The organism is Exiguobacterium sp. N4-1P, from assembly GCF_002214325.1.
Map to the genome: position 1 here is coordinate 73,114 of NZ_CP022238.1, position 15,833 is coordinate 88,946.

A 15,833-nucleotide genomic window follows, 5' to 3' on the forward strand; every position below is an offset into this window, starting at 1 on the left:
TAGTCAAAATATGTAATTTTAGAGGGGGAAATACATTTGTTACGATTCTATATACATACTAAGTGAAGGGACTAAACTATTACTACTAATCTTAGACAAGGATGGCTATCTCTTCGACCTTCATTTAAGTAAAAAGCCACCGTACTTGGTGGCTCTTTACTTAAATCTACAGTTTTATGAAAGTAGATTCTAAACTCTTCTACTTTTCGTTAAAAAATCTTCATGGATACCTGTAACACCGTTTTGCGCCCAATTTCCTGGGGGCATTTCTCGAATAAGAATCAATACTTTATCTCCCGGTGCATGGGTAAAAAGCGAGAGAACTTCAGTTAACTTATTCACCCAAGCATCTTTTGTTTCTTGATAGAACGTATCCCACACATCGATCGTCAAGATAGCCATTCCTGCGACAGGAGTGGCGGCTGTTCCATAAGAAGCTCGTGTCTGCCAATTCGTTATGCGGCTATCGGAAGAAAAGGTCGGATCGGATGCCATGGCACCTGCTTTTCCAAAGTTTTCTGGTTCTTGTTCGTGAATCAAGATTTGAATCTTGTCAGGAATCATGTTCAATGTCTCGACCGTTGTATTTGTTAGTTGATGGATGAGTTGTCGTTTCGTATCACGTGACATCGCTGGCCAAGTATTTAGAGAAAGTAATGGCATCAGAGCACCTCTCGTTCTTTTAGATAAATACGCATAGAATTTACTACGAGCTCATGGTCTTCTTCAGGAGTTAACCCTGAAACAGTGATCATTCCGACAATCAGCCCACCATCCAGTGTGATCGGGAAAGAACCGCCGAAAGCAGCAAAGCTTGAGTCTAGTCGATGTTCCTCGTTATACGTCACCTCACTACGTGCAGCCCATAACTGCATGAAGTAAGAACTGTGAAGGTGGTAGTTGACGACTCGTTTTTTTCGTTCGATCCATTCGCTGTTGATACGGGTCGTACCCGGCATTTTATAGTGGAACATCGACGTACCATTGACTGTAATATCAACGGCGATGGATACATTGTTTTTCTGTGCTTCTTTAATCAAAGTCAATCCTAACGGAAAGACATCATTGTGTGTAAATCGTTTGAAACGTAAAGTGTGTTCTTCATTTTGTGTCTGTTTTATCAAGTCTTCGATAGACATAGGTAAGCTCCTTTTAAAATGGGGTAGAGTATCCATTCTGATTAAAAGTCAAACGTATCTGGATCCGGTCCACTCCGAAGATTTTCATTCAATTTGTCTAATCGTTCCATATCTTCTGAAAAGAGCTCGAAATCAGTAACGCGTAGATTTTCTTGCATCCGTGAAGGCGTCATAGACTTAGGAATCGTGATGATGCCCTGCTGAATATCCCATCGTAGAATGATTTGAGCAGCTGATTTCTTGTATTGTGTAGCGAGCGTCTGAACGACCTCATTTTCTAGAAGTTCCGCATTCATAAGAGGTGACCAGGCTTCAATTTGAATACCATGTTCGCTACAGAATTGACGTAACTCTGACTGAGTTAGTTTCGGATGGAGTTCGATTTGATTGACGACAGGTGTGATCGTTGCATGTTGCAGTAAGTCCTCGAGATGGTGGATTTGAAAATTACTCACACCAATCGCACGGACCTTGTGCGTTTGATACAATTCTTCAAGTGGTTTCCAAGGAGCTTGATACTTGGCTTTTCCTGGCCAATGGATCAAGTAGAGATCAAGATACTCTAACTGCATTTTTTCTAAGGATTCCTCGTAGTCAGCGAGTGTTTCTTCGTATGATCCATGTGCATTCCAGACTTTTGATGTCACGAATAGTTCTTCGCGTGTTACGAGCCCTTCTTCGATAGCCTTCGCAATGCCTTTTCCTACACTTTGTTCGTTACCATAGATGGCTGCAGTATCGATACTGCGATAGCCTTCGCGAATCGCAGTCACGATTGCTTGCTCAAGATCCGCACCGTCCTCGACACGAAATACGCCATATCCGACTTGTGGCATGTCCACACCGTTGTTTAACCGTACTGTAGAGATATTCATATTCATCTAGCTCCTTTATCAAAATTACAGCAAAAAAATCGTGCTGTATGTGTGACATCATCATATCGGGAGCAATCAGAAATAAGAAGACGGCACTTTAAAGTTCCATAGTCACCAAAAAGTGACTTTTCCTAGATTACTGGGACGGGGGAAGGGGAAAAGTTAAAAAAAAATCAAACAGCAAACAGCCCTGCATTCGAAAATGCAGGGCTGTTTATGGAAATACAGAAAAATTAACAGCTATTTTTCAAGTGTTCATTTTGGAGATGCTGCTCTCCCCAGTCACATAAGACATCCATGGTCGATTTTAACGACCGACCATAGTCCGTTAACTCATATTCGACCTTAGGTGGAGCTTGGCGATAGATGACCCGTCGAATGACGCCGTCCTGTTCTAACTCTCTCAACTGTTGAACGAGCATTTTTTGAGAAACGTTCGGCATGCGACGTTTCAACTCACTCGTCCGGTACTTATCTTTAAACAAGTGGCATAAGATGACGACTTTCCACTTCCCGCCGATTACTTTCAAAGCTGCTTCGACAGGAATACTAAATTTACTCAAAACGATGACCCCTTTATCCAATAAAGTTAAATACAATGACAGAGTAGTTCGTAAAAGAATTACCAAAACGAAATATAGCATAATTAGAGTATGATTCATAAAAAGTAAGCTCATATATGCGCATATCATTTGCAGCGTTAATAGGAAATGGCTTAAAAATGAATGGATTTTAATTATAGGGTACATGTACAGCTATTTACTGAATAATACTTAATTGATTTATTGGAAAAAATTAGAAAATGGAACTTAATTAAGGAAAATATCGTATTTATCAAAATCAGGCGAGAATATGCCCACTTCTAAACGATCCGGGTGAAGATCGAGTGAAAGTGGGAGATGAATCGCCAACCTCTCTTTCGGGTATATTCCCTTTGAAGGAGGTGAAAAATGGTGTTAAAGCACAAGGCCTACAAATTCAGAATCTATCCGACAAAAGAGCAGGAAACCCTGATTGCGAAGACGATCGGTTGTTCGCGCTTCGTATTCAACCACTTCTTAGCGAAGTGGGATGAGACGTATAGAGCGACAGGTAAAGGACTGTCCTACGGTTCTTGTTCGAAAGAAATTCCGATGTTGAAGCAGGCGTTCGACTGGCTGAAGGAAGTCGATAGCACGTCTGTCCAAACGAGCGTCAAGCATCTTGCTGATGCCTTTGACCGCTTCTTCAAGAAACAGAACGAATGGCCTCGCTTCAAGTCGAAGAGCAATCTTGTTCAATCGTATAAGACGAACATTCAAGGCAAGTCTCAACTTCCAGAAGTCTCGATCGTCGGCGCCAAAATCAAAATTCCAAAGCTGAAGTGGGTGCGTTTCGCCAACTCGAGGCAGGTCGTCGGTCGCATCTTGAACGCGACCATCCGGCGTAACGCTTCAGGAAAATACTTTGTCTCCCTGCTCGTCGAGCAGGAGAGCAACGAAATGCCGAAGACGGGCTCATCCGTCGGCGTCGATGTCGGGTTGAAGCACTTCGCCATTCTGTCGGACGGCACGGTGTACAAGAATGACCGTTACTTCCGTTCGCTTGAGAAAAAGCTTGCACGTGAACAACGTAAACTCTCTCGTCGTCAACGATTGGCCTTGGACAAGAAAGTAACACTTTCCGAGGCGAAGAACTATCAGAAGCAAAAGCGGAAGGTCGCCCGCATCCACGAGAATATCGCGAACAAGCGAACCGATTTCCTGCACAAGGTATCGACCGAGATCGTCAAAAACCACGACGTCATCGGCATCGAGACCTTGCAAGTGAAGTACATGCAGAAGAATCGCAAGTTGAGCAAGTCCATCTCGGATGTCAGTTGGTCGGAGTTCTTTCGCATGCTCGGATACAAGGCGGAATGGTACGGAAAGACCGTCGTGAAAGTCGGCAAGACCTTCGCCTCTAGTCAACTGTGTTCCCGTTGCGTACATCAACACAAAGACGTGAAACATCTTGGCTTGCGTGAATGGACATGCCCGAGTTGCGGCATCCACCACGACCGTGATGTGAACGCAGGATTGAACCTCAAACAAGAAGCTGAACGCCTCTTAGCTTCTTCAACCGTCGGGACGACGGGGTTAGCCTGATCAATTTTCGACCGTTAGGTCGGATCACTCAGGAATCCTCCACCTCTAAGCGAAGCGTAGGTGGAGGTAGTTCAAGAAGGTATTGAAGAAACAATCAAAGGGTTGCTTATTGCTGTCAATGTAAGCAAACGAGACCACATCTGATTGGTGATGTGGTCCTTTTTGAGGAGTCAACTTACTATTAGCATAGCAATGGGGCTTCTTTTGTGACGGGAAGAATCATCCACCCCGAGTAGGTTTTTTTGGAACTTTTTTCATAAATGAAACTTAATAAAGGGAAATATCGTATTTGTTAGTAGTATAATGTTTTATAAAACACAACGAGCTACTAATAGAACACGATACATATCTTGGAGGGAACGCTTGTGATTTTACCATTCATCGGTCTTGTTGCCGGTCTCTTCTTATTGATAGTAGGAACGTACTTCATCCGGTCGAAGCATGCGAAGAAGATGCCACTAGACGGACATGGGAGTAACGTCGACAATGTTGATTCATTTGTGCTCGGCATCCTACTCTCGATTGGACTATTTATTTTTTGTTCGTTGACCATCAGACAGTACGGTTATATATGTATCGCAGGAGGATTGTTCGTACTGTACAGTGTCAACTCTGTCTGGTAAACGATTGAGATGAGGAATTGACTCATCTTGGAAGTAGTATATAAAGTGGAGTAAAGGGAGAGCACAATGATTCAATTGTTAAAACAAATCGACGATCAAGTGCACCACATCATCTATCATCAGGAAGGACGAACGTTGTTTTACCGGGAAGGGATTGCCCGTAAGGAGAAGCAAGAGGGAAGTGACGAACTAGTCCAGGTCAATGTTGAAACAGCGACCGTGGTAGTCAAATGTCGGCACGTAATAGCAGCATATCGGCAAAAGAAAGAATGGATTCGCCTAAAGAAAGCGGATGGCTACTTCAAGTCAGATTTCCCTTCGTCAAAAACGATGGACAAATGGATTGAACGTCGCAGTAAAAAACGGAAAGTATTTGTCGCACTGTTCACGATGCTTTGTGGACTGTCATCACTGACGGGAGTGTTGCCCGTCCCAGGCTATATTCCGTTATTTTATCTCCCGTGGGTTTGGCCGATGGATGAAGGGAAATCGAGGCGTGCCCGTTTCTATCGCTGGTACGGAGCCATCATGCTGATTCCCTTGGGCGGCACGTCAAAAGACTACTTAAACCCGATTAATCTTTCGATCAGCGGTACGGTGTGCCTTGTCTCCGGTTTTCTCTTACTGTTGCATGTGATCCAAACGCTAAAAGAAGAAGAGACGAAGGAAATTACTCTATGAGGGACAAGGAGAAACAAATGATTTATTTGAAACGGGAAAACGGTCGGCAGGTTGACCACTGGGTCTGTTACCGAATTGGTCGGACGCTGCATCAGGGTTTTATCCAGGAGGACGAAAGCGGTCAATCGAATGACGGCGAAATGACGAAAGAACGGTATCCGCTGTACATCGGCATGCGAAAAAGAATGCGGCACTTGGCGGAAGAAAAGAAAGCACTTGGCTTTCGGTCGTTGACAGCGGAAGAGGAAGCAGCAATCGTCAACGGTGACGAAGAACTCGATTCAACCTTTCTTAAGCAGGCGATTCGTTATGCCTGGTTGATGCTTTTAATGGGCATTTTACTGTTCGTCAGTCCCTATACGATTCCGAACGTCGTGGCATTCAGCTTAAGTTTATATGTCTGGTGGGGGATTTATGGGAAAACCGGTATTCCGAAAATTGTGCGCAAGTATTTCCACCTGACGCTTTTTATCCTGACACTGTTACAAGTTCTGTCAGTCTTCGGACTGGAAAATGTCCTGCTACCGGTTTATGCGACTAGCTGCATTCTGTCGTCAATTGTTCTTCTTTTACTAGTTGTAAAGCATTACTTGTACCCTTCAAAGAAAGCAAATGAAGGTGCACCGACGATTGAAACCAGTCCGTTGCAAGAGTATTCAGAAGAAGATTGGTGATTGCATTCAATTTTTACAATATCTAAAAAGTGGAAATCAGTTTGCCTAAAAAATCATTGCAGGACCATGCTTTTTACGGAAACATCGAAAAAGTAAAAAAGTGTATCGACCGCGGGGACGATCTGGATGAACTGGATGAAGAAGGAAATTCGGCATTGCACTGGGCAATCGAGGAAGGGTATGACGAAATCGTCACGCTTTTGCTTGAGCACCGTGCAGACATCAACCGACGGAGCCGGGACGGGTTAATGCCGTTGCACCTTGCGTTGTATGAAAACCGGTCCGCTATCGCAATGCAACTGATTGACGGTGGTGCCGCTCTTGATTTTGACGGACACGGATTCACGGCGTTGCACTTCATCGCCGCGCGTTCCGGCAACAAACGAGTCTTGTGTCGTTTACTTGAAGATTGCACACGTGTTGATTGGCAGACGGATGACGGAGTAGGTTATACACCTCTGCATTATGCCGCACAGGAAGGAAAAGTAAAGAAGATTGTCATGTTGGCAGCGGCAGGAGCTGATGTCAATCGCATCGAAATGAACGGATTTTCACCGTTGCACCTCGCAGCAGGAGAAGGACATGTCAAAGCGGTATAGGCGTTACTGGCGGCAGGGGCAGACATCGAAATCGAAAATCGATTAGACGATAACAATACAGCTTTGATGCTCGCCAGTCAGTATGGTCTGACGGACATCACGAAAGTGTTGCTGGGACACAATGCAGAGCGGGATCATCAGGATGCAAAAGGGCGAACGGCGCTCGACTTTGCATTGAAACACCGGTATCCGGAAATCATTAAGCTGTTACAAACCATACATAGGGGGAAATAAGATGAAAAAATGGATTGGTCTCATCATTATTGTACAAACGATCTTGTTTGGCATGCTGATTATTCAACTCGACAAAATGACAGACACGATTGCAGAAGCTGGAGCATATATCGCTACGAATGAGGGGGATCTTGCTTGGGGAGGCGGTCTTCCGGTAATGGAATATGTCTTATTCGGCATCTTGATCATTGTCGGCATCTATCTCCTCATCCCGGAAGATAAATTAAAGTGAGAACGGTTAAAAAAGTGTAGGTCGATTTTGATGTTAGGTGATAAAATTAAAGATGGGATATTTATCCTGATATTGACTTAATTTAAAAGGGCGGGTTCATATGAAAAAAGTAACATTTCGGAATGTGGTAGCAAGCGGTGTCGTGACAGCGCTCGTATTGACAGGGGCTTCCTTCCAGGGCGGAGTTGCCGATGCGGCGACAAAAACAAAGACGACCCAAGTCGTGAAGAAGAAGACGGACTATAAAAAGTATCGCGCGAAACAATTGAAAGTTGTTGCTTCATACGATAGCACCCTCTTTCACATAGATCGATTTGGTAGCATCAAAGTGCCGGACTATGTGACTGATCCTGTCTACCGTGCACAAGTCGAACGGTATAATAAAAAGGTCGAGGCGTTTAAAAAAGACCGTGCAGCTGCGGTCAAAGAAGTCAAAGCAATTAAAAAATTCATTCCTGAAGTGAACACGGCGAAGGAGAAAAAGATAACGGATCGACGTGTCGCGGCCTTGAAGAAAGAAACGGCACGCTTGAAGACGAAATCACAAGCGTTGTTGAAACAGGGCCAAGCTTTGTACAAAGTCATCACAAACTATGAGCAACAACAAATCCTCTCGTTTGAAAGCCAGTACGGTTCAATCAGCGAAGCGTTGACGCTGATCAGCTACCGTGACTATTTGACGCGCTTGGACAACTATTTAACAGAAAATCATTACAGCAAGGATGCAAAAGCGGATATTATCGACCTCAACAGTGAACGGATGTTAAACGCGCGGGAAGAATCGTCAGAACGGTTAGGGGACACGCGTGGCAAGATGTTCCTGTTGATTTACGCCGGTAAATTCGAAGAAGCGAACGAACTCTTTACGTATGCGAAAGACACAATCGTCGTCGAGGAAAACGCCCGATTAGACGCGTTGTACACGAAAATCATTGAACGGTATATGAAGAAGTAAATATAAAACAGCATCCTGCCGGGATGCTGTTTTTACGTAAACAAACAGGAAAGGAAGAACCATTCTCCCTTTCCTGTCATCGGTTATTTTCCTGGCTTTGTTTTATAGAAACTGTAGAAGACGCTGATCAGGATGACGAGGACGATCGTACCGAGCGACATCCAGAGTGGCATTTTGTAGACATCACCGAGAATCATCTTCGCTCCGATGAAGACGAGCATGAAGCTGAGACCGTGCTTCAGGTAATAGAAGCGGTCGATCAGGTTCGCGAGGACGAAGTAGAGACTGCGGAGTCCGAGGATTGCCATGATGTTCGCATAGAAGATGATGAACGGGTCACGCGAATAGGCAAAGCTTGCTGCGACCGAGTCGACGGCGAAGACGATATCCGAGATTTCGATGAAAATCAACGCGATCAACAGCGGTGTGAAGAACAATTTGCCGTTGATCCGCTGCGTAAACTTACCGGACGAGATGTCTTGTGTGATTGGTAAACGTTTTTCAAGCCAACGGACCGTCTTGTTCTCTTCAAGCGACGTTTCCTGCCCGATGTTCTTAAACATCATGTAACCGGTGTAGACGAGGAACGCACCGAAGATGTAGTACACCCAAGCGAAGTTATCAAGAAGCGACACCCCGGCGACGATGAAGATGACGCGGAAGAGGATGGCACCGAGAATGCCCCAAAACAGGACTTTGTGCTGATACTTCAACGGAATCGCAAAGTACGCAAAGACGAGTGAGAAGACGAAGACGTTATCAATCGCAAGTGCCTTTTCGATGAAATAGACGCTCGTGTACTCAATGGCAGCGTCGCTGCCTTGCACATAAAATAACCAACCGCCAAAGGCGACGGCGAGTCCGATCCAGACGAACGTCCACGTCCAGGCTTCGCGGAGCGAGACCTCATGGGCTTTCCTGTGAAATACGCCAAGGTCCAATGCGAGCATGATGAAGACGATCGCTAAAAATACAATCAATAGTGTCAACAGCGCTTCCTCCTTTTAAGTGGTGTTCTGTTCATATTTAAATTATAGGTTCAAATGAACTTAAAGTAAAGAAGGGAGTGTGCTGCTTTTGTTTATAAAATCAATCAGACACTTTTTCGTCTTAAAATCAAAAGGGGAGATTGGTATGGAAAAAACAAGTGCCATCAACAAAACCGCCTGGGAATACCGCGCCTATGAATTTTGGAATCAACGCGACGGATCGCCGGCGGACAAGGCGAAAGCAATCCTGGCCGATCCAAAAGCGAATCTGAAGAAGCATCAGCATTATTTTGGGGAAGTGATTGGCAAGCGGATTGCCAACTTGTGCGGCTCGAACGGACGCAAAGCGGTTCCGCTGGCGTTACTCGGTGCTGACGTCACGGTCTTCGACATCTCGGAAGAAAACCGCCGTTATGCACTGGAACTTGCCGCCTGTACCGGGACAGAAATTGAATACATCGTCGGTGATATTTACGAAATGGATTTGAACCGGTATCGCAACCAGTTTGATGTTTTGTATCTTGAAGGCGGGATATTACATTATTTTCATGATCTGGAGGCGTTCGCGGCGATTTTGTTTGCCTTGCTCAAGCCGGGCGGGAAGCTGATTTTAAGCGACTATCACCCGATCAAACATTGTATTGATGAAGACACGTACATCCCGCGTTATTTCGATCAGGATGTGTACGAAGACAAAATCGCCTATCAATCACATTTTGATCCCGCTGAGCAAACGGAGTTTCCGAAGGTGATGCTGCGTCACTATACGATGAGTGAGATCGTAAACACGGTCATCCGGAGCGGCTTCACCCTCGCACAACTGGACGAGCACCGGGGCTGGAACGGCGAAAACATCCCGTGGGAATTCACGCTCGTCGCGACGACATAAAACCCGGCATCCATTTACGGATGCCGGGTTTGTTTTTCGATGGCGTGAAAGATAGGCTGCAAACTCTCGCCGATTGGTGTCAGACGATAGATGGATGCCGGTCGTTCGATGACTCCGCGTTGTTCGAGTTGCGCGAGACAAACGGTCAACTCAGGTGTGGAATGTGCTGATCCGACTGCTGTCAGTTGTTCGAAGGAACAGGGAGCTTGCAACAGCACCCGAATAATCTGCATCTCGAACTTGGTCCCGAGGATCTGGACCGTATGGTCAAGTGCGCGTATATCAGATGTCATGTGATACACCTCCTCAACGTAACGGCGGGAAGTGCGGCAAAACATAGGTTCCGAGTTCATCAATGACCTCTTCCGCCGGTCGTTCACTGTCGAACAGGGCGAAGAAAAGGTGGTTGACACCTAGGTCACGGTAGAGATGGAGCAGTTCAATCAAACGATTGCGTCCGATTCGGAATCCAAGTCGGATCGGTGTCGGTTCTTCATCCGGATCAGCAGATAGATCGAGATGCATTGGCATCGAAAACGGGCGGAACCGGGTTATTCCGGCGTCTTGACTTGTCCGGCGCCAATCCTCAATCGCTTTTGCCTGTTCCAAAGGTCCTTGCGGATAATACATCCAGCCGTCCCCGTTGGTTGCAAGCCAGTCCATGTTTTGTTGGGCAAACCCGGTAATCATCGTCGGAATCCGCTTCTGTGGTCGCGGCACGAGTGTCGCACCGGTGACGTCGCCGTACTCAGACTGAATCGTCGGGTAGTCCGTATACAATGCTTGTTCCATCACGCGTAACGCTTCTTTAAACTGGACACCCCGACTCGGATGATCAATCCCGAGACCATGAAAATCCGCTTGCCGGTCGCCGGACGAAACACCGAGTATCAGCCGTTCCGGGAACAATGCGTCAATCGTCGCGAGTTCTTTGGCAGCCCGTAACGGGTGACGGAGCGGCAGGACCAAAGCAGATGTTCCGAGGGCAATCTGTTTCGTCTGACTGAGTAGGTGAGTACCATAAATCAACATGTCATAAATTTGACCGACGGCAGGATCAAGAAAATAAGGATCTTTCAACAGCACGTCGCGTAACCAAAGGGTTGTAAAACCAAACTGATCGGCTTTTTGTGCCAGCTCGATTTGTTTCGCGAGGGTCGGTGTCTGCATCTTAAAATTCTCCAGTGGAATGTGGAGACCGAGCGTCAGCTCACCTTCCCGGTACATCCGCCGGTAACTGGCATGATTGTCAAGCATGAAATTTCCTCCTTACTGGTGTTCGAGACGACGGGAGACGGCAGTCAAAATGACGGCGAGAATGACCATGATGCCACCGACCCACGGTGTGTGAACGAGTCCAATCGTGTCGGCGACAAGTCCGCCGATCGTTGCACCGAGGGCGATCCCGATGTTAAAGGCGGAGATGTTTAACGCAGACGCGACATCGACGGCAGCCGGGACATATTTTTCAGCGAGCTGAACGATATAGAGTTGCAGTCCCGGGACATTCATGAAGGCTAAAAGTCCCATCAAGATGATGCCGATGATACCGGCGACTTTAAACGGAATCATGAATGACAAGGCGATCATGACGATGGCGTGCAAAATGAACATATAGAACAATGCTTTAATCGGATTGCCGTTGGCGAGTTTTCCACCTACTGCGTTGCCGATCGCGACGGCAATGCCGTAGACGAGCAGGATGATGCTGATCAGGCTCGGACTGATTTTCGTCACGTCCTGCATGATCGGCGTCAAGTAGGTGAAGGCGACAAACGTTCCACCGTAACCAAGCGCAGTGATTAAGAAACCGAGCAGCAGACGCCCGTTCGTCAACAATTTAAACATGTCGGAAAACTTCGCTGGTGGAGATTGTTTCAAGTCTTTTGGAATTAAGAAGAAACTGGCGATGATTGAGACAAGACCTAATGCGGCTACTGCGAAGAACGTCGCGCGCCAACCGAACGCTTGACCGATGAACGTACCAAGCGGGACGCCGGTAACCGTTGCGACAGTCAGTCCGGTGAACATCAAGGCGATGGCACTGGCTTTTTTATCTGCCGGTACGAGCTGAACGGCAATCGTCGCACCAATCGAGAAGAAGACACCGTGCGAGAATGCGGTGATAAAACGGGCGACGATCAACAGTTCAAAACTGGGAGCGACGGCAGAGACGAGATTACCGGCTATAAAGATGACCATCAATGCCATCAGTAACGTTTTCCGGTTCATCCGGTTCGTTAAAGCAGTCAGAATCGGGGCACCGACGGCGACGCCAATCGCGTAACCGGAAATGATCAACCCGGCAAGAGTGATGCCGATATTTAAGTCACCGGCGATGGCAGCAAGCAATCCGACCGGGACGAATTCTGTTGTTCCGATGCCGAAAGCGCTGATTGCAAGGGCAAGCAGGGCGAGGCGACCGTTTTTAGGAACCTGTTCCTGTTCGGAACGGGGGTTTAATTGATTCATGATAATTCCTCCTAAGGTTGAAATGAATAAAAAACAGTTTGTTGCCGGCAGACCGGGCCCAGTCTGCTTGATGAGAAGGAGAAGCTTCTGCATCCCATCATAGAGTGGCAAGTTGAATTAAGAAAGTACGCACTTTCAAGTACCATAGGCACTAAAAAGTACCTTACCTACTTTCATCAAATCAATGGACGAAAGCAACTTGTACTTTCTGTTGACAGTTGTTATCATAAACCCATCAAATGCACTTGAGAAGTACGCACTTTTAAGTACGATAGGCACTAAAAAGTACCTGTCCCGCTGTACTCCAAGAATCGAAAGGAAGAATCAGCATGGCCTATAACATTCCGGTCGAAGCGACGCTGCAAGTCATCGGAGGCAAATGGAAAGTCGTCATCATGTGTCATCTCATCAAAGGGGAACGACGGACGAGTGAGTTGAAGAAGCTGATGCCGAACATCACGCAAAAAATGTTGACGCAACAATTGCGCGAGCTTGAACAGGACGGTGTCATCATCCGGACCGTCTACGAACAAGTCCCACCGAAAGTCATCTATTCCTTGTCCGACTACGGTTGGTCATTGCGTCCGATTCTCGACGCCATGTGTGCGTGGGGCGAAGGACATATCGATTTGACGGGTGAGGAAGTCGTTTCTTCTTAAAGCGGACCATCATACTGCACAGCAAAACGACCGTCCTGATTTCAGGCGGTCGTTTTTGTTAGTACGATTGAAGTGTTTGACCGTGCGAAAGGATTAGAGATTAAAACGGAAAATTCCTTATTAAGGAAATTCATTTCTTAATAGGAGCTGGTCCGTTTATGCTGTCTGTCGATGCATGGTTTTACATTTATTTTGCAATTGGAGCAGTGGTTGTTTTTCTCATCGGTTGCGGGATTGCCAAGAAAACACAAAAGCAGGATAGCGGCTTTTCGTTTATCCTGCTGATGAGTGTGGTGTTATTTGCGGCTCTAGCTTACTGGTTCAACGGTGCGGCTAAAGAAGTGTTCATGGGAACATTACCTTGGCTGATCAATCTCATATTCGGCGGCGTACTTCTGATCATGTTCCTTGCCGGTTCGAAAATGATGTTCAAAAGAATATAAAGGTCAGTTGCAATCGACGGACGGTTTCTTTCATAGGACCATCCGTATGTACGTGGTTAAAGAGGGTGACGACTCCCTCGTCGTTCGATGACGAGAATGTGATCCGTGATTTCTTCCGGTTCGTCGTCGAACGGATCATACGTGATTCGTTCGGACAACCGGATTTGGTATTGCTCCAAACCCTCGATGGTTTGCAAATAGTCGGGCAATCTTTCGGTCGGTTCCGTTAACGTTGAATCGGTAAAAGGAAAATTATCGTCGTTCGAATTATTTGTATGGATAAAAACGGCGTCCAATCCTGCATCCAACTGGGACAGTTCGATCCAGAGCTGGTACGGTTGTCCCCACGTTTGAAGAGCGGTGTCGAGCTCGTTCATCAGATGAAACAAGGCCTTGACATGTGCTGTTCGCATCTTAAGGTGACCGTTTCCGTGTCCGTCAAAATCGAGGTGGACGTGCCAAAAATCGAACCAGCTGTCAGGACTGAAATCGAGCGGATGGGCGCTGAGTTGTTGTTCTTTTTGCAGATTTCGGAAGTAACGGCGTTTGCCTCTGAATTTTTTCATGCCTTTAGTCCTCCTGTACATGAATCGAGTTATTTAATTATCATTTTTACATATCAAACTAGGTTAAATGAAACGAATCGGGTAATTCCTGATTTAATATCGTTAATTTCTGTTTTTACTTGGTGATAAATGGAAAGTCCTATATAATGTGAATTAACATTGGTTCACTTTAAATACATCTTTAGTGAACTATGAAATGAGGAGGTTTTTACATTGGAAAAATTTTCTTCAGATATCCGTTTAGTCTCTCAAAGAATTCAGCAAATTCAACATTCGATTTCTACCGAAGAAGCTACTAAAACTGCTTTAATTATGCCATTTTTTCAAACGTTGGGTTATGACGTATTTAATCCGGCAGAGTTTACTCCTGAGTATATTGCTGACGTCGGAATAAAAAAGGGTGAAAAGGTTGATTATGCAATCATGGATCAGGGACAGCCGACTATTCTTATTGAAGCTAAATCAATCCGAGAACCGCTCACGAAACATGATTCGCAACTGTTTAGGTACTATGGAACGACACAAGCTAAGTTTGCTATTTTAACGAATGGCGACACTTATCGATTCTACACGGATTTAGAAACACCCAACGTAATGGATACTGTTCCATTCTTTGAAATTACACTGTCTACCATTAAGGATAATGAAATCAAAGAGCTGTACAAATTTAAAAAACAAGAATTTAACGTCAACACGATTCTCTCTACAGCAGAGGAACTAAAATATTTAAGTGCGATTAAAGAACAGTTAAAAACACAATCACAGTTACCGAGCGACGAGTTTATTAGATTACTGATTCAAGACTGCTATCAAGGGATTAAAACGCAAACTGTGGTTGATAAGTTTAGACCTATCGTTTCAAAAGCGTTTACGCAGTTCATGAATGAGAATATGAATGAACGAATCAAACATGTAATTTCAGGAGACTCGGAATCATCGACGGTCTCTGTTCCTTCCTCATCAGAGTTAGAAGCAGAAAATACCATCGATGAACCGACTATAGATATTCCATCACAGCCTTCGATTGAAACCACACAAGAAGAAATTGAGGGGTATGCGACCGTAAAGGTGTTACTTGGATCGACAGTCGATAAAAATCGGATTTTTTATCGGGATAACGCGAGCTACTTTAACATTCTCATTGATGATAGTAATCGGAAATGGGTCTGTCGTTTGCACCTTAATTCATTAACAAATAAATATATAACTTTCCGTGATGAACCGAATGTGCGACATAAAATTAATGAAGTATATGAAATCGAACAATATAAAGAGCGCTTATCAGATATCGTCAACGAAATCATTGCTTCAACTTAATTTCCTTATTTAGATGTCTGTCTTCACAGAATTTATGGCTAGGAAGCCCGCTGCTTCAGTGGTTGGAATGTCAGTTCCAATTCTTACTTTTGATAGCGAGGGCATTGACGTGATTTCCGACATGAATCGCTTTTAAGGGAAAGGGTAACCAAAACCAGCCCTGCATCGTAGCGTAGCGGCGTACAAGATTGGCGCTAAGAGGCGATTTGAGAAAAAAATGAAATGAGCGGCTAAACATTCATGAACAGCAGATTTTTAATTGTTCTACAACATGCCTACCTTTAGCGAGGTAGGTTTTTTTATTTTATTTCAGTAATTTTATTTTAATTTGTTGACGCTTTCAATTAAAACATTGTTTCT

Annotated in this window: 21 protein-coding genes; 12 read left to right on the forward strand and 9 right to left on the reverse strand. The window is 45.3% G+C overall.

The genetic code is table 11. The annotated features are described in order from the left end of the window. Window positions 1-189: 189 nt before the first annotated feature. From A0126_RS16780 to A0126_RS16795, 4 genes are all read right to left on the reverse strand, one after another. A complete protein-coding gene (locus tag A0126_RS16780) occupies window positions 190-663 on the reverse strand; it encodes a tautomerase family protein (protein ID WP_088836927.1) in 474 nt (157 codons plus the stop codon). Next, window positions 663-1,139, reverse strand: a complete 477-nt coding sequence (locus A0126_RS16785) for a heme-degrading domain-containing protein (RefSeq protein ID WP_088836928.1) — start codon at window positions 1,137-1,139, stop codon at window positions 663-665. Before A0126_RS16785 ends, A0126_RS16780 begins: the two co-directional genes overlap by 1 nt. A gap of 41 nt (window positions 1,140-1,180) precedes the next feature. Further along, a complete protein-coding gene (locus tag A0126_RS16790) occupies window positions 1,181-2,014 on the reverse strand; it encodes an aldo/keto reductase (protein ID WP_369834765.1) in 834 nt (277 codons plus the stop codon). A 233-nt stretch (window positions 2,015-2,247) separates the two neighbouring features. Next, window positions 2,248-2,577, reverse strand: a complete 330-nt coding sequence (locus A0126_RS16795) for a winged helix-turn-helix transcriptional regulator (RefSeq protein WP_088836930.1) — start codon at window positions 2,575-2,577, stop codon at window positions 2,248-2,250. 390 nt (window positions 2,578-2,967) lie between these two features. Here A0126_RS16795 and tnpB point away from each other — a divergent pair, with 390 nt between their 5' ends. The 8 genes from tnpB (at window position 2,968) to A0126_RS16835 (ending at window position 8,138) form a co-directional block, all read left to right on the forward strand. Beyond that, window positions 2,968-4,140, forward strand: a complete 1,173-nt coding sequence (tnpB, locus tag A0126_RS16800) for an IS200/IS605 family element RNA-guided endonuclease TnpB (RefSeq protein WP_088838466.1) — start codon at window positions 2,968-2,970, stop codon at window positions 4,138-4,140. A 365-nt stretch (window positions 4,141-4,505) separates the two neighbouring features. Beyond that, window positions 4,506-4,763, forward strand: a complete 258-nt coding sequence (locus A0126_RS16805) for a hypothetical protein (RefSeq protein ID WP_088836931.1) — start codon at window positions 4,506-4,508, stop codon at window positions 4,761-4,763. Between the two features lie 66 nt (window positions 4,764-4,829). Then, a complete protein-coding gene (locus A0126_RS16810) occupies window positions 4,830-5,444 on the forward strand; it encodes a hypothetical protein (protein ID WP_088836932.1) in 615 nt (204 codons plus the stop codon). A 17-nt stretch (window positions 5,445-5,461) separates the two neighbouring features. Beyond that, window positions 5,462-6,118 carry a UbiA prenyltransferase family protein gene (locus A0126_RS16815; RefSeq protein ID WP_088836933.1) on the forward strand — a complete coding sequence of 219 codons (657 nt, stop codon included), beginning with the start codon at window positions 5,462-5,464 and terminating at the stop codon, window positions 6,116-6,118. A 41-nt stretch (window positions 6,119-6,159) separates the two neighbouring features. After that, a complete protein-coding gene (locus A0126_RS16820) occupies window positions 6,160-6,717 on the forward strand; it encodes an ankyrin repeat domain-containing protein (RefSeq protein WP_157898471.1) in 558 nt (185 codons plus the stop codon). Window positions 6,718-6,723: 6 nt separating this feature from the next. Further along, window positions 6,724-6,951: an ankyrin repeat domain-containing protein gene (locus A0126_RS16825; RefSeq protein WP_088836935.1), complete on the forward strand. Its 228-nt coding sequence runs from the start codon at window positions 6,724-6,726 to the stop codon at window positions 6,949-6,951. Between the two features lies 1 nt (window position 6,952). Then, a complete protein-coding gene (locus tag A0126_RS16830; protein WP_239456876.1) occupies window positions 6,953-7,183 on the forward strand; it encodes a hypothetical protein in 231 nt (76 codons plus the stop codon). A 100-nt stretch (window positions 7,184-7,283) separates the two neighbouring features. Beyond that, window positions 7,284-8,138, forward strand: coding sequence for a hypothetical protein (locus A0126_RS16835; RefSeq protein WP_088836936.1), 855 nt, complete (start codon window positions 7,284-7,286; stop codon window positions 8,136-8,138). An 83-nt stretch (window positions 8,139-8,221) separates the two neighbouring features. On the opposite strand, the gene A0126_RS16840 is transcribed toward A0126_RS16835, so the two are convergent. Next, a complete protein-coding gene (locus A0126_RS16840) occupies window positions 8,222-9,127 on the reverse strand; it encodes a TerC family protein (RefSeq protein WP_088836937.1) in 906 nt (301 codons plus the stop codon). 145 nt (window positions 9,128-9,272) lie between these two features. On the opposite strand from A0126_RS16840, the gene A0126_RS16845 reads away from it, so the two are divergent. Continuing rightward, on the forward strand, window positions 9,273-10,016 hold the full coding sequence (locus A0126_RS16845; protein ID WP_088836938.1) for a class I SAM-dependent methyltransferase: 744 nt from the start codon (window positions 9,273-9,275) through the stop codon (window positions 10,014-10,016). Between the two features lie 14 nt (window positions 10,017-10,030). On the opposite strand, the gene A0126_RS16850 is transcribed toward A0126_RS16845, so the two are convergent. The 3 genes from A0126_RS16850 to A0126_RS16860 are packed head-to-tail and all read right to left on the reverse strand — an operon-like array spanning window position 10,031 to window position 12,488. Beyond that, entirely contained in the window at window positions 10,031-10,309 is a 279-nt protein-coding gene (locus A0126_RS16850) for a winged helix-turn-helix transcriptional regulator (RefSeq protein WP_157898472.1), read from the reverse strand. 13 nt (window positions 10,310-10,322) lie between these two features. Beyond that, the gene (locus tag A0126_RS16855) at window positions 10,323-11,273 is read right to left on the reverse strand and encodes a TIGR03571 family LLM class oxidoreductase (protein ID WP_088836940.1); all 951 of its coding nucleotides are present in this window, start codon (window positions 11,271-11,273) and stop codon (window positions 10,323-10,325) included. A 12-nt stretch (window positions 11,274-11,285) separates the two neighbouring features. Continuing rightward, window positions 11,286-12,488, reverse strand: coding sequence for an MFS transporter (locus A0126_RS16860; protein WP_088836941.1), 1,203 nt, complete (start codon window positions 12,486-12,488; stop codon window positions 11,286-11,288). Between the two features lie 329 nt (window positions 12,489-12,817). On the opposite strand from A0126_RS16860, the gene A0126_RS16865 reads away from it, so the two are divergent. Further along, window positions 12,818-13,147 (forward strand): winged helix-turn-helix transcriptional regulator, encoded by a 330-nt coding sequence (locus A0126_RS16865; protein WP_012370213.1) that lies wholly within the window; start codon window positions 12,818-12,820, stop codon window positions 13,145-13,147. A 158-nt stretch (window positions 13,148-13,305) separates the two neighbouring features. Beyond that, a complete protein-coding gene (locus A0126_RS16870) occupies window positions 13,306-13,590 on the forward strand; it encodes a hypothetical protein (RefSeq protein WP_088836942.1) in 285 nt (94 codons plus the stop codon). A gap of 56 nt (window positions 13,591-13,646) precedes the next feature. Here A0126_RS16870 and A0126_RS16875 read toward each other — a convergent pair whose 3' ends face one another. Then, window positions 13,647-14,156 (reverse strand): hypothetical protein, encoded by a 510-nt coding sequence (locus A0126_RS16875; RefSeq protein WP_088836943.1) that lies wholly within the window; start codon window positions 14,154-14,156, stop codon window positions 13,647-13,649. 213 nt (window positions 14,157-14,369) lie between these two features. Here A0126_RS16875 and A0126_RS16880 point away from each other — a divergent pair, with 213 nt between their 5' ends. Continuing rightward, window positions 14,370-15,473 carry a type I restriction endonuclease gene (locus tag A0126_RS16880; protein WP_088836944.1) on the forward strand — a complete coding sequence of 368 codons (1,104 nt, stop codon included), beginning with the start codon at window positions 14,370-14,372 and terminating at the stop codon, window positions 15,471-15,473. Window positions 15,474-15,833: the final 360 nt, after the last annotated feature.